This window comes from Mesorhizobium sp. WSM3879 (assembly GCF_002294915.1).
GTDB lineage: Bacteria > Pseudomonadota > Alphaproteobacteria > Rhizobiales > Rhizobiaceae > Mesorhizobium.
On the sequence record NZ_NSFZ01000007.1, the window covers coordinates 225,407 to 239,662 of the forward strand.

11 protein-coding genes are annotated in these 14,256 nt (G+C 63.0%); 5 read left to right on the forward strand and 6 right to left on the reverse strand.

The genetic code is table 11. From position 1 onward, the window contains the following. Window positions 1–7 precede the first annotated feature (7 nt). The gene (locus tag CK218_RS18010; protein ID WP_095828426.1) at window positions 8–1,318 is read right to left on the reverse strand and encodes a YeaH/YhbH family protein; all 1,311 of its coding nucleotides are present in this window, start codon (window positions 1,316–1,318) and stop codon (window positions 8–10) included. A gap of 20 nt (window positions 1,319–1,338) precedes the next feature. Continuing rightward, window positions 1,339–3,288, reverse strand: a complete 1,950-nt coding sequence (locus CK218_RS18015) for a PrkA family serine protein kinase (protein ID WP_066990342.1) — start codon at window positions 3,286–3,288, stop codon at window positions 1,339–1,341. 1,022 nt (window positions 3,289–4,310) lie between these two features. On the opposite strand from CK218_RS18015, the gene CK218_RS18025 reads away from it, so the two are divergent. Continuing rightward, on the forward strand, window positions 4,311–5,864 hold the full coding sequence (locus CK218_RS18025; protein WP_095828427.1) for an acetolactate synthase large subunit: 1,554 nt from the start codon (window positions 4,311–4,313) through the stop codon (window positions 5,862–5,864). A gap of 21 nt (window positions 5,865–5,885) precedes the next feature. On the opposite strand, the gene CK218_RS18030 is transcribed toward CK218_RS18025, so the two are convergent. After that, entirely contained in the window at window positions 5,886–6,188 is a 303-nt protein-coding gene (locus CK218_RS18030) for a BolA family protein (protein ID WP_067319180.1), read from the reverse strand. Between the two features lie 145 nt (window positions 6,189–6,333). Here CK218_RS18030 and CK218_RS18035 point away from each other — a divergent pair, with 145 nt between their 5' ends. The 4 genes from CK218_RS18035 (at window position 6,334) to CK218_RS18050 (ending at window position 11,029) form a co-directional block, all read left to right on the forward strand. After that, the gene (locus tag CK218_RS18035) at window positions 6,334–6,948 is read left to right on the forward strand and encodes a J domain-containing protein (protein WP_095828428.1); all 615 of its coding nucleotides are present in this window, start codon (window positions 6,334–6,336) and stop codon (window positions 6,946–6,948) included. Between the two features lie 123 nt (window positions 6,949–7,071). Continuing rightward, entirely contained in the window at window positions 7,072–8,058 is a 987-nt protein-coding gene (gene cobS, locus CK218_RS18040) for a cobaltochelatase subunit CobS (RefSeq protein WP_066990333.1), read from the forward strand. A 53-nt stretch (window positions 8,059–8,111) separates the two neighbouring features. Then, window positions 8,112–10,010 (forward strand): cobaltochelatase subunit CobT, encoded by a 1,899-nt coding sequence (gene cobT / locus CK218_RS18045; RefSeq protein ID WP_095828429.1) that lies wholly within the window; start codon window positions 8,112–8,114, stop codon window positions 10,008–10,010. Continuing rightward, the gene (locus tag CK218_RS18050; RefSeq protein ID WP_066990326.1) at window positions 10,007–11,029 is read left to right on the forward strand and encodes an esterase-like activity of phytase family protein; all 1,023 of its coding nucleotides are present in this window, start codon (window positions 10,007–10,009) and stop codon (window positions 11,027–11,029) included. The genes cobT and CK218_RS18050 overlap by 4 nt, the downstream gene beginning before the upstream one ends. A gap of 67 nt (window positions 11,030–11,096) precedes the next feature. Here CK218_RS18050 and CK218_RS18055 read toward each other — a convergent pair whose 3' ends face one another. The 3 genes from CK218_RS18055 to rpmB form a co-directional block, all read right to left on the reverse strand. Next, window positions 11,097–12,875: a polysaccharide biosynthesis protein GtrA gene (locus CK218_RS18055; protein ID WP_095828430.1), complete on the reverse strand. Its 1,779-nt coding sequence runs from the start codon at window positions 12,873–12,875 to the stop codon at window positions 11,097–11,099. A gap of 86 nt (window positions 12,876–12,961) precedes the next feature. Beyond that, on the reverse strand, window positions 12,962–13,639 hold the full coding sequence (locus CK218_RS18060) for a queuosine precursor transporter (RefSeq protein WP_095779332.1): 678 nt from the start codon (window positions 13,637–13,639) through the stop codon (window positions 12,962–12,964). A gap of 110 nt (window positions 13,640–13,749) precedes the next feature. Beyond that, window positions 13,750–14,046 carry a 50S ribosomal protein L28 gene (rpmB, locus tag CK218_RS18065; protein ID WP_066990317.1) on the reverse strand — a complete coding sequence of 99 codons (297 nt, stop codon included), beginning with the start codon at window positions 14,044–14,046 and terminating at the stop codon, window positions 13,750–13,752. Window positions 14,047–14,256 lie beyond the last annotated feature (210 nt).

Consider the following 14,256-nt stretch of genomic DNA (forward strand, 5'->3'; position numbering starts at 1 on the left):
ATCCGCCTCACGCACTCTTGCGCAGACTAGGCTGCCTTGCGAAGAGCTCGCGAAAGACCGGATAGATATCGGCGGGAGCCGCGATGCGCCTCATCTGGAAATTCGGCCACTTTCCGTCGACCGCGTTGTAGGCGCGCCAGAGCGATGTTCCGTTCTCGGTGGAGCCGAAAATGTGGCTTTCGCGTTCGTCGATGATTTCCACATAGGCGAAATACTGGCACAGGCGCATGAGCTTGCGGTCGAGGAGTTCTATGCAGCGCTCGGAATCGGTGGCGAAGTTGTCGCCGTCGGAAGCCTGAGCGGCATAGATATTCCATTCCGCGACCGGATAGCGCTGCTCTATGATGCGGTGCATTTCCTCGAGCGCCGTCGAGACGACGGTACCGCCGCTCTCGGTGTGGTAGAAGAAGGTGTGCTCATCCACCTCCTTGGCCTCATGGGTGTGGCGGATGAAAACGATGTCCGTCCTTTCGTAGCGCCGCGTCAGGAACAGATGCAGCAGCACGAAAAACCGTTTGGCCAGATCCTTCTCGCGCTCTCCCATCGATCCCGACACGTCCATCAGGCAAAACATGACGGCGCTGGCATTCGGCACCGGCTGGGGGTCGAAGCGGTTGAACCGAATGTCGACCGGATCGACATAGGCGATCCGCCTGCGCCGGCGTTCAAGCCGATCAACTTCCTCGCGCAGAGCAGCGATGCGTTCGCGCGTTGCCTCGGTTGGCGGCCTCGCTTCCAACTCGGCGATCTGCGTTGAGATGGCGTCCAGCTCCGCCTGCTTGGGACGCCTGAGCGCGATGCGGCGGCCGTGGCTGTTTCGCATGGTGCGTCCGACATTGACATTGGTCGGCGCCCCGCTTGCCGTGAAGCCCGCCCGTCTTGGCTTGAAGCTCAGTATCTGCTTGAGATTGAGCTTGACCAGATCGGGCAGTTCGAGATCTTCGAAGAAGAGGTCGAGCACTTCCTCGCGCGACAGCACGAAACGAAAGTCATCCTCGGATTGCGTGGTTCCCGGCGCCGAAGAGCCAGTGCCGCCGCCGCCAGGCTTGGGTATCAGATCACCGGGACTGAACGATTTGTTGCCGGGCAGTATGTGCTGGCGCTGCCCACTGTCCCTGGCGTCGCTGAAGGTCGGTTCGCTTGTGCCTTTGCGGGGCATCGGCACGGCATGCTCGCGGTCGACCTCGGCGATGCGGCCTGTCCGGACATGGTCGCGGATGCTGCGCTTGAGCTCTTCCCGAGCGCGCTTCAGGAAGCGCTGGCGATTGCTCAGGCTCTTGTCCTTCGGATTCAGGCGGCGGTCGATGAAGATCGGCATGCGAACCCTTCGGGCTTTGGTCAGCCAGCCTTGTTCACGCGCATGTACCAGTCGACCAGCCGGCGCACCTGCCGCTGAGTGTAGCCGCGCTCCACCATCCGCTGCACGAATTCGTTGTGCCGCTTCTCGGTGACGCTGTCCTGCTTGGAGCCGAAGCTGATCACCGGCAACAAATCCTCGACCTGACCGAACATGCGCTTCTCGATCACTTCGCGAAGCTTTTCATAGCTCGTCCAGGACGGATTGCGGCCATGGTTGCGCGCCCGGGCGCGCAAGGTGAACTTGACCACCTCGTTGCGGAAATCCTTGGGATTGGCGATGCCGGCCGGCTTTTCAACCTGCGACAATTCCTTGTCCAGGACCTCGCGATTGAGGATCTGGCCGGTATCGGGATCCTTGTAGTCCTGATCCTCGATCCAGGCATCGGCATAGGCGATGTAGCGGTCGAAAAGGTTCTGGCCGTACTCGCTATACGATTCCAAGTAAGCCTTCTGGATCTCGTGGCCGATGAACTCGGCGTAGCGCGCTGCAAGTTCCGATTTGATGAACTCGAGGTACGCGGCTTCGGTTTCCTTGGGGAATTGCTCGCGTTTGATCGCCTCCTCGAGGATGTACATCAAGTGCACGGGATCGGCTGCGACCTCCTTGGTGTCGTAGTTGAAAGTCTGCGACAGAATCTTGAAGGCGAAGCGCGTGCTGACCCCGGTCATGCCTTCGTCGACGCCGGCGGCATCGCGATATTCCTGGACCGACTTCGCCTTCGGGTCGATCTCCTTGAGGTTCTCGCCGTCATAGGCGCGCATCTTGGTGTAGAGCGGCGAGTTCTCGTGCTCGGCAAGCCGGGTCGAGACGGTGAAACGGCTGAGGATGTCCAGCACTTCGGGCGCGCAGGGACTGTTCGCCAGATCGCTCTCGCGCAGAAGTTTCTCGTAAATCTGCCTCTCTTCGGTGATGCGAAGGCAATACGGAACCTTGACCACAAGGATGCGGTCGAGGAAGGCCTCATTGTTCTTGTTGTTCTTGAATTGCTGCCATTCCGATTCGTTGGAATGGGCAACGACGATGCCCTGATAGGGGAAGGAGCCGAAATTCTCGGTGCCGTTGTAGCTGCCTTCCTGGGTTGCCGTCAGCAACGGGTGCAGGACCTTGATGGGCGCCTTGAACATCTCGACGAATTCGAGCAGGCCCTGCGTCGTCCGGTTCAAGCCGCCGCTGTAGGAGTAGGCATCCGGATCGGATTGGCTGAAATGTTCCAACTGCCTGATGTCGACCTTGCCGACCAGGGCCGAGACGTCCTGGTTGTTCTCGTCGCCGGGCTCGGTCTTGGCGATGGCGATCTGACGCAGACGCGATGGCGACAGCTTGACCACGCTGAATTTGGAAATGTCGCCGGACAGTTCGTCGAGCCGTTTGGCCGCCCAAGGCGAGATGAGCCCATTCAGGCGGCGGCGGGCTATCCCGTATTTGTCTTCCAGCAGATCGCCCATCCGATCGGGGTGGAAAAGGCCAAGCGGCGATTCGAATATAGGGCTGATCTGGTTGCCGACCTTCAGCGTGTAGATCGGGCGCTGTTCCATGAGCTTCTTCAGCCGTTCGGCAAGCGAGGACTTGCCGCCGCCGACCGGCCCGAGCAGGTAAAGGATCTGCTTGCGCTCCTCGAGACCCTGCGAGGCATAACGGAAATACCCGGCGATGCGCTCGATCGTATCCTCCATTCCGTAGAAATCGGAGAAGGAGGGGTACACCTTGATGGTCCGGTTCGAGAAGATGCGCCCGAGCCGCTCATCCTTGCTGGTGTCGACCAGATTGGGCTCGCCGATGGCCTCGACCATTCGTTCGGGCGCCGAGGCATACATGGATTTGTCTTCGCGGCAGCCAAGCAGATACTGCTGGAGGCTCATCTCTTCCTGGGCCGCGTTGGAATATATCTCCGAAAACAGATCGAAGACGTCGGATTGGTTCTCTCGCATGATATTCTGCCCTCAGAGCCGCTCTGGTTGCCAGTCGGCCAGTCGGCTCGTCTCGTATTCAACTGCCGGAAAGCATTGTGGTTCCCTCATATGAGAGAGAGCGCCTGCAATCGGGCATTGACGACTCACAGCACCCGATGCGGACGGAATGCTCACCCATGATGATTAGGTGGTGATGGCCGGGAGAGCTTCAAGGAAAATCTTAGGTTTTCCACTCACATGTCGTGATCGGGAACGTAGAGGCAGAAGGAATGCTGAGAATTCGCGTCGCCACCGGGCTTACACTCGTGAAAGAACTCGTCACGCGAACGCCTGATCCGACGATCGGAGTAGGGAATGAGCTCTCCGGTGGAGAGCTGGTACCCATATTTCGTTTCCTTCACGTCGGCCGCGGGTGCTTGGTAGCAGTCCATTCCCGAGCAGCATGAGCTGTCATACTGCCAGCCCGTGGGCGCCTGATGGGCAGCCGCCGGAGCCGAAAGGAATACCGCCAGCGCAATTGGCGGAAACAGGCGCAGAGGTTCCGAACGGCTTGTGCGCCGATTGGGCGGCGCGGATGGAGGTCGATACGTCTTCCTCATTGGTGGTCACCGTTCGGAAGCGTCGGCCGAGGGCATCGGTTCTCCGGTCCGACTAGCAATCCGCCCAGCATGGACGAGGCAAGGGCCGGGCCTGCATCAAACCGCCAGATCAGGCAAATGTTCCATGGTGCCCCCCCGGGGCGGCGGAGCGCGCCGGCCCATGCAGCCGCGGCCCACGATCTCGCGAACCGGCCGCGACCAGGGAATCCGAGGTAACCCGATTCGACGGCGGCGCCTATTGGCATATGGGCGATTCAACCACCGCTTCGGGGAGGACGGCGATGCGCTGACTGCCGCTGTCATGGCTTTCTTGAAGGCGACGGTCGCCTGAACCCGCCGGCACTCCTGAAGCTGGATCACCTCAAAGTCGTTGACCGGACATTGCGGCATGAAGACTTGTCGGCTCAATTGTCCGGGGACAATCGGACGAGAGGGAACGCGATGAATGGCGCCGATGTGCTTTGCGATGTGCTGCTGGCGAACGGCGTGAATGTCTGCTTCGCCAATCCCGGTACCTCGGAAATGCACTTCGTCGCGGCGCTCGACCGCAAGCCGGAGATGCGCTGCGTGCTCGGTCTTGCCGAGGGTGTGGTGACGGGTGCCGCCGACGGCTACGCCAGGATGACCGATCGGCCGGCCGCGACGCTGCTCCACACCGGCCCCGGATTGGCCAATGGCCTGGCCAACATCCACAATGCCCGGCGCGCCCGCGTGCCGATGATCAACATCGTCGGCGACCATGCCTCTTATCATCTGCCGCTCGACGCGCCGCTCACCAGCGACATTGAAGGTCTCGCCGCGCCGATGTCGAACTGGGTCCGCCGCATCGCCGGTCCGGCCGACATCGCGCCGGCCGCGCAGGCGGCCTTTCGCGCTTCGCTGACGCCTCCCGGCATCGCTACGCTGATCCTGCCGGCGGACGCGGCGTGGGGAGAGGCCAGTCCGCTCCTGTCGGCCAAGGTGGAGCTTGCGGCGCCGCCTTCGGTCGACGCAGCCATCGTGCGCAAGATTGCCGGAGCCATTCGCGCCGCGCCCGGTCGCGTCGGCATGATCCTGCGTGGGCCGGCCGCGCGTGAGGATGCCTTGGAAATCGCCGGACAGATATCGGCGGTTTCGGATGTCCGGCTGTTCAGCGACGTTCTGATCGCCCGGATGCAGCGCGGCCGGGGCCGCGTTGCGCCTACCCGCGTTCCATATCCGATCGACGCCGCGCGCACCCTCCTTGCCGACATCGATCTCCTGATCCTCGTCGGAGCCAAGGAACCGGTGGCGTTCTTTGCCTATCCCGGAAAGCCGGGCCGGCTTGTGAGCGAAGGCTGTGAAGTGATGTCGTTGGCCGAGCATGGCGAGAATTTGAAGGCGGCACTCGCTGCGCTTCGCGATGAACTGGGCATCAAACCGTCGCAGCCGGTGCCCGTCGCCACGGCCTTTCCCGATGAGCCGGCCCCGCGCGGCAAGCTGACGGACGACGCGGTTGCACTTTCGGTAGCCCGGAAGCTGCCGGAGAATGCGATCGTCTGCGACGAGGCCGTCACCTCGGCGCGGCGCTATTTTGCGCTCTCGGCCTTTGCCGCCCCGCACGATTACATGATGGGCACAGGCGGATCGATCGGCGGCGGCATTCCAATGGCGACTGGCGCGGCCATCGCCTGTCCTGGCCGCAAGGTGCTGAATCTGGAAGCGGACGGCAGCGGCATGTACACGGTGCAGGGATTATGGACCCAGTCGCGGGAAAAGCTCGACGTGGTGACGATCGTCTTTTCCAACCGGACCTACGCCATCCTGCACGGCGAGATGCGCAATGTCGGGGTGAACGCGATCGGCGAGAATGCCAGGCGAATGCTCGACCTTGATCAGCCGGCTCTGGGCTGGGTTTCGCTGGCAAGCGGCATGGGGGTGGAAGCAGCCCGCGCCGACACATGCGAGCGCTTCGACGCGCTGCTCGACAGCGCGCTGTCGCGTCCGGGGCCGTTCCTCATCGAAGCGGTGATCTGAGCGGCCCCCGGCCCGCCGAGCTTACCAGCGTGTCTTCTCACCAGGTGCTGCAGGCTCAATCGCCAGCGCGTGCACGCCGGCCTTCAATTCGTCGGCAAGGAGGCGATTGACGGCGCGGTGGCGCTCGATGCGGTTCATGCCGGCAAAATTCTGCGAGACGATACGGACGCGGAAATGGGTCTCGCCCGTGCCGTCGAAGACGGCCTCGTGGCCGTGCTCGACGTGGTGATGGCCGGCGTGAAGATGGCTTTCGTTGATGACGGTGAGCCTTTCCGGCGAAAATGCCGCCTTCAGCTTGTTTTCCATCGTCGACTGTATGGACATCGGGGCTTCCCTTCACCACATCTGCGGTACCGCCGCAAAATCTGCGCTTTCGACCGCTTTAGGCCGCGATTCAGCGGTTAGGGCGATCATCAGCGAAATGTCAATTCTTGTTTCGCGGTAGCGAACAGCCCATAAATGGGTGAGGATGAAACCGTATCCCAAATATTTCGAGAAAATTCGCATCCGGCCGGAAAAGGACGCGGAGCTGAAGTCGCGCGCGCCGATCTGCCAGTGGGACGGTTGCCGCGAGGCCGGTACGCATCGCGCGCCGGTCGGGCGCCTGAAGGAGGGCGAATATTTCCGCTTCTGCTTTGAGCATGTGCGCGAATACAACAAGAGCTTCAACTACTTCTCGGGCGTCTCGGACAGCGAGATCGCCCGCTTCCAGAAAGAGGCGCTGACCGGACACCGGCCGACCTGGCGCATGGGCGCCAATGGCGGCGGCATGCGTTCGGCGCCAGACTTCGCGCAGCAGCGCTCCGGGCGTGCAGGCTACTACAACCGCATGCGCGATCCCTTCAATCTGTTCGGCGGCGGAACGCGCGAAGTGCGCGAGCGCAAGGCAAAGCCGCTTGAGGCCAAGGCGCTGGAAACGCTTGGCCTTGATACAAAGGCGACTGGCAAGGATATCAAGGCGCGCTATAAGGAACTCGTAAAGCGCCACCATCCGGATGCGAATGGCGGCGACAGAGGTTCGGAAGACCGGTTCCGCGATGTGCTGCAGGCCTATCGCGTGCTCAAGCAAGCAGGATTGTGCTGAGCGACCCTACGGTCCATGTCGTTTTCCAACTTTCATAAGGTTGGAAAAGGCTCTAAGACCGCCCCCGAACAAAATCGATTGCCGGCGAAACGCGGCGTTTCGCCCGTGGAGACGTTGATAGAGATGAACAAGGTCGATCGCGACATCGCCAACCTGCCCGATACGACGGTGCCGGTGAAGGAGAAATTCGGCTTCGACTCCAAGATGGTGGTTCCGGCCTATTCCGCGGCGACCGAGCACGTGCCCGACATCGACCCCGACTATCTGTTCGACAAGGCAACGACTTTGGCGATCCTCGCCGGCTTCGCCTACAACCGCCGCGTCATGGTGTCGGGCTATCACGGCACCGGCAAGTCCACCCATATCGAGCAGGTTGCCGCGCGCCTCAACTGGCCCTGCGTGCGCGTCAATCTCGACAGCCATGTCAGCCGCATCGATCTCGTCGGCAAGGACGCCATAGTCGTCAAGGAAGGCCTGCAGGTCACGGAATTTCGCGACGGCATCCTGCCCTGGGCCTATCAGCACAACGTCGCACTCTGCTTCGACGAGTACGATGCCGGACGCCCGGACGTGATGTTCGTCATCCAGCGCGTGCTGGAATCGTCGGGCCGGCTGACGCTGCTCGACCAGAGCCGCGTCATACGCCCGCATCCGGCCTTCCGGCTGTTCGCCACCGCCAACACGGTGGGTCTCGGCGACACCACCGGCCTCTATCACGGCACGCAGCAGATCAATCAGGCGCAGATGGACCGCTGGTCGATCGTCACCACGCTCAACTACCTGCCGCACGACAACGAGGTGTCGATCGTGCTGGCCAAGGCCAAGCACTATCGCGACAGCAAGGGCAAAGAGATCGTCAACAAGATGGTGCGCGTCGCCGACATGACGCGGTCGGCCTTCATCAATGGCGACCTGTCGACGGTGATGAGCCCGCGCACGGTCATCACCTGGGCCGAGAACGCCGAGATCTTCGGCGATATCGGCATGGCGTTCCGGCTCACCTTCCTCAACAAATGCGACGAGCTGGAGCGTTCGGTGGTCGCCGAATTCTACCAGCGCGCCTTCGGCGAGGATCTGCCGGAGAGCGCCGCCAACGTGGTGCTGGGGTAAGGCGCGTGCCGGAAGGCTTGGCCTTTCGGACCACAACGCGCAGGGAATGATCGATGGCGGGTCCGGGCGACAACACGCGCAACAAGCCGAAGAACGGGTCTGAAGCGGACAGCTTCAAGCGCGCCGTCACCGTCTGCATGCGCGCCGTCGCCGGCGACAAGGACCTCGAGGTCGGCTTCGCCAAGGACCGGCCGGCGCTGGCCGGCAACCGCGCCAGGCTGCCCGAGCTGCCGAAGAAGGCCTCCCGCACCGACATCGCGATCACCCGCGGCATCGGCGATTCCATGGCGCTGAAGCGCGCCTGCCACGATCAGCGCATCCACAGCAAGCTGGCGCCGGAAGGCAAGCTCGCGCGGGCTATTTTCGATGCCGTCGAGCAGGCCCGCGTCGAGGCGATCGGCAGCCGCGCCATGCAGGGCGTGGCCGACAATATCGGCTCGATGCTCGAGGACAAATACGCCAGGGCAAACCTCGTCGACGTCAAGGACAAGGCCGACGCCCCGCTCGAGGAGGCGGTGGCGCTGATGGTGCGCGAAAAGCTTACCGGCCGCACCGTGCCGAAGAGCGGCGAGCGACTGGTCGATCTGTGGCGGCCCTGGGTCGAGGAAAAGGCCAGCAGCGACCTCGACGGTCTGTCGTCCAGGCTCGATGACCAGCAAGCCTTCGCCCGCATCGTGCGCGACATGCTCGTCTCCATGGAGATGGCCGAGGAACTCGGCGACGACCAGGAGACGGAAGACTCGGAGGACAACGAGGAAAACGAGCAGCAGGGCGAGGAGCAGAGCGAGGAAGGCGGCGAGGACGATTCCGGCTCCGAACAGTCGCAGTCCGAGGACGCGGAGGCTTCCGCCGACGAGGAAGAGTCGGCCGAATCGGAGGCGACCGACGCCACATCGGACGACCTTTCCGACGAGGATGATTCCGACGCCGAGACGCCGGGCGAGGCGCGCCGCAACGAAAATCCCTTCCTCAACCTGCCGAAGGAAATCGACTACAAGGTCTTCACCACCGCCTTCGACGAGACGGTCGGGGCCGAGGACCTTTGCGAGGAAGAGGAGCTCGACCGGCTGCGCGCCTTCCTCGACAAGCAGCTCGCCAATCTCTCCGGCGTCGTCGGCCGCCTGGCCAACCGGCTGCAGCGCCGCCTGATGGCGCAGCAGAACCGTTCCTGGGATTTCGACCTGGAGGAGGGCTATCTCGATCCATCCAGGCTGGTGCGCGTCGTTATCGATCCGATGCAGCCGTTGTCCTTCAAGCAGGAGCGCGACACCAAGTTCCGCGACACGGTGGTGTCGCTGGTGCTCGATAATTCGGGCTCGATGCGCGGGCGGCCGATCACGGTTGCAGCGACTTGCGCCGACATCCTGGCGCGCACTCTGGAGCGCTGCGGGGTTTCGGTGGAAATCCTCGGCTTCACCACACGTGCGTGGAAAGGTGGGCAGGCACGCGAGAAGTGGCTGAAGGACGGCAAGCCGTCGAATCCGGGCCGGCTCAACGATCTGCGCCACATCATCTACAAGTCCGCCGACCATCCGTGGCGGCGCGCGCGCCGCAATCTCGGCCTGATGATGCGCGAGGGCCTGCTCAAGGAAAACATCGACGGTGAGGCGCTGCTTTGGGCGCACAACCGGCTGATCGGCCGGCCGGAACAGCGCAAGATCCTGATGATGATCTCGGACGGCGCGCCGGTCGACGATTCCACGCTCTCGGTCAACCCCGGCAACTATCTGGAGCGCCATTTGCGCGCGGTGATCGATCTCATCGAGACGCGCTCGCCGGTGGAGCTTTTAGCCATCGGCATCGGCCACGATGTCACGCGCTACTATCGCCGCGCCGTCACCATCGTCGATGCCGAAGAGCTGGCCGGCGCCATGACGGAGCAATTGGCATCGCTGTTCGGCGAGGAGAGCGCGCGCGACACGCGGCGCGGTGGCTTGAGGCGCGCCGGATGATCCTTTCGCGGGGCGGATGCCGGCGGACGGCTTTTGTTTGCGCGCTGGTCTGTTCGGCCGCCTCTCCGGTCTTCGCCGAGGGAGGCGCTGCGGTTGAGACGATCGAAGTTTCAGCGCGGCCGATCACCGAGTTCCATATCGGCCGCGACCGGAAACAGTTCGGGTCGCTCGAGTTCGTCGGCGGGCTGGAGATGACCTCGCCGTCGCGCGATTTCGGCGCACTTTCGGCTTTCCGCTTCCTCAAATCAGGCAGCGATTTCATTGGCGTCACCGATACCGGCTTCTGGTTCTTCGGCACCATCACCCACGATGCCGACAAGCGCCCCTCGGGCGTGTCGAATTTCCGCATGCAGCAGATGGTCGACGCCTCGGGCCAGCCGATCGAGAAGAAATGGGAGGTCGACGCCGAAGGCCTCGCGGTCAAGGACGGTATCGCCACCGTCGGTTTCGAGCGCGACCAGCGCGTCGTCCAGTTCAAGGTCGAGCCGGACAATATGAAGGCTCCGTTCAAGACGCTCGACTATCTGGTCCCGGCGCGGGAGCTGCGCCAGAACCGCGGCTTCGAGACGGTCACACACGCCAACCCTTACGGCCAGCACGAGGGTGGCCTGGTCGTCGTGTCGGAAAAGAGCCTCGACAAGGCCGGCAACATCTATGCCGCCATCATCGAGGGACCGAGGAAGGGCGTCTTCACCGTCAAGCGCAACGGCAATTTCGACATCACCGACGGCGCCTTCCTGCCCGATGGCGACCTGCTGCTACTCGAACGCAGCTTCTCGATGGCGCGCGGGGTGAAGATGCGGCTGAGGCGTATCTATGGCGAGAGCATCGAGAAGGGCGCGGTCGCCGACGGTCCGGTGCTGATCGACGCCGATATGGGCTACCAGATCGACAATATGGAAGGGCTCGACGTCTGGACCCGCGACGACGGCGCGCTGATGGTGTCGCTGGTCTCGGATGACAATCAATCGATCCTGCAGCGGAACCTCTACCTGGAATTCATCTTGCACCAGGACTGAGCGGTGCTTGGTTTTGTCCAATTCGGGACGGAAATTCGCTGCGCATTTTCCCCGAAGTTGCCGGCCCTCAGCGGACTTTGTAGATCTCGACCGGCTTGTTCGCCGTCGCGCTGTCCAGTTCCAGCCAATCCGGAACGTCCCGCTTCAGCAGCCGCGCGGCCAGGCCCGTGGGAGCTTGGGCGGCGAGCGAAAGCTCTTCCGAATTGCCGCGGCATATGGCAACCAGCCCGACATGCTCGCGCTCAACGATGGCGCGGGCGGCATCCGGCGTTCCCATGAAGGCGTCGAGCATGGCGAGATTGCCGCCGACATTGCGATGATACGGGCCGGCCAACGCCCTATGGCCGGTGAACATCAGGATGGGGGAGCCGAGATTGGAGGACGCAAGCACCGTCGTTGCCGGCATGCCGGCCAGGTCGCTGAAGTCCGAGGCCTTGCCGCAGGTCAGCGCATGATCGGCATCGGAATTGATCTTGGCGGGTGCCTTTTGGACCACGGACTGCGCGGCGACGGCGACGCCGGCCCAGGTCGCATTGAGCGACACCAGCCATGCCGCCGCGATGCGGGTGGAGACGCGCCACGATTGCGCGGCGGTTGCCTGCAGGCGAACCCCGGCGATCCAGGTCGAGAGCGGCAGCACCGCGAAGGCAACCGAGAAGGTCGAGCCGCGCACCTGCCATAGGCTGACGGCGAAAGCGACGATCAGCAGCACGGCGGTAAGGGCTTCCTCGCGGCGCAGGCGGCGGCTGCGCAGCTGAAGGCCAATCAACAGGATTGCGATGAAGGGCGTCACATAACGCGCCGCCATCAGCTTCGGCTCGTTGACGGCCACGCTGAGGAAGGGCTGCGCCTCAACGACGTCGTTCAGCCAATAGGTGCGAATGCGCTCATCCATGCCGGCATAGGGCGATGCCAGGCATTGCGGGAAGAACAGGAGCGCAACGGCCGCAATTGCAACGGCCAACGCGGACATTGAGAGGAACCGCCTCTTAGCCGTCGACTGTCCGGGTAGACCCGCAATCGCCGCGAGTCCAAAGCCCGACAGCGCCGCGATGACGAACTGGAAAGCCGAGAAGGCGTCGCACTCGGCCACGCCCCAGGCCGACGGCGGTATGGTGGCAACAAGAACCACCAAGGCTATCGCGGCAAATCCGATGCCGAAGCCGCGCGCGGTCTGGCGCTCCCTTTCATCGAAGATGAAGAGCACGGCGGCGCAGGCGCCAAGTGTGGCCACATAAGGCGCTGTCTCCATCCCGACGGCAAGGGTGAGGCCTGCACACAGGCCGGACAGAAGAGCGGCTGACCGCCGGAAGGGAGCCTCCGTCATAAGCCAGAGACTGGCTGCCGTGAGCAGGAGCTGGACGTTGTGGTGGTCAAGGGTGCCAGGGTGGAAAATGCCGATAAAGAACAGCGCCGCAGTGGACAGCACCAGCGCAGGCATCGCCACGTCCGTACCGGCGAAACGCCGGGAAGCGCGCAGGATGACGAATATGGTGAGCCCATATAGGGAAAGCGGCCAGATGATCTGCGCTGCCTTTTCGGCGGCAGCCGTGCTGGCGCCCAGGGCCTGGAAGGTGAAGATGATCAGCGCGATCGGGGTGTCGACCAGCCGCGACCAGTGCATGACGAAGCCGCCGGTCAGGCCCATCCTGTATTGATGAAGATCGAACCAGCCCTGTCCAGCCAGGAGGTCGCGAACTTCGACCAACCTCAGCATGCTGTCATTGTCGGCGCCAAGGTCCGCGATGGTCGGGAAGCCGGAGATCGCATTGATCCCCAGCACGAGCAGCGTCGCGCAGAGCGCAAGCAGAAAGTCATGTTTCCAACCGGTGCCCTGGATGGTCATGTTGATGGCAATGTCCTGGATCGTTTTGGCGATCCTGCACCAATGGCCGTAACAAAGCGTAAAGCCGCGAAGGGCCGCTTCAAGGGTCAGGCGATGGCCGGCTGGCTCCAGCGGGCGGCAAGCAGCCGGTAGGGGATCAGCGCCACCACCGCGATGATCAGCTTGACCGAGAGATCGCCCAGCGCCCAGGACACCCAGCGCATGGTTTCGACAGGCAGCACGCCCATCAGCGGTGCCGTCTCCAACGCGAAGCCGTCGTTCGGCCCGACAAAGGCGAAGGCGGCGGAGAAGCCGACGCCGAAGAACACCACCGTGTCGAAGACAGAGCCGACCAGCGTGCCGACGATCGGCGCGCGCCACCAGCTTTGCCGGCGCAGACGATTGAACACGGTTACGTCGAGCAGTTGTGCGGCGAGGAAGGCGGCGCCGGACGCGGCCGCGATTCGCACCAGCCGGTCAGCGGCGGTCTCGAACGCGATCAGACCGTGGCGGAACAGGAAGGGCGGAACAAGGATCGAGCAGACGACCGCCGTCATGAAGCCGACGAAGACCACTTTGCGCGCCACCGCGGGGCCGTAGCGACGATTGGCAAGATCGGTGACCAGGAAGGAGAAAGGATAGGTGAAGGCGCCCCAGGTGAGCAGGTCGGCCAGCGACAGGCCGCCGATCTGGCCCTGCATCGGGAACTGGACAAGGATATTGGACGCCACGACGACAAGCGCCATGGCGGCCACGAAAGGCAGGTATCGTGAAAGGAAGTTCATTTTTTTATCCTGGGTAATGGAACCAGCCGAGCGTCATGACGGCGCTCACGTCCGAGCACCAGTTTGGAGCCGGTGCTCGAGGCGGTCGTCCCCCGCCTGAAAAGAGAGCTTTAGGCGGCCGACTGCTCGGCGAGCTTCTTCGCGATCTGCTTCTTCAGCAGGCGAGCGCGCTGCGACAGCTCCTTGGCGTCGGCCTTGGCCAGGAACGCGTCGAGCCCGCCGCGATGCTCGACCGAACGCAGCGCGTTGGCCGAAATGCGCAGGCGAACGTTTTGGTTCAGCACTTCGGAAATCAGCGTCACATTGACCAGGTTCGGCAGGAAGCGACGCTTGGTCTTGTTGTTGGCATGGCTCACATTGTGGCCGGTCTGGACTGCCTTGGCAGTGAGCTCGCAGGTGCGGGACATTTTGTCTAACCTTCAGTTCTAAACCTGCCAAACCATTCTGCCCGCGCCAGGCGGCGCGCGGTCTCGGTCAGGCGGCCTTTGGAAAAAGTTGGCGTTCCATAGTTGCATTTCGCCACTACGTCAAGCTCCGGCACCTACGCGGCGGCCAAGCTCGCTCCATATAAAGGCCGGAATTCGTCGTATAAGCCCTGCGCGAAGGGATTGCCAGGC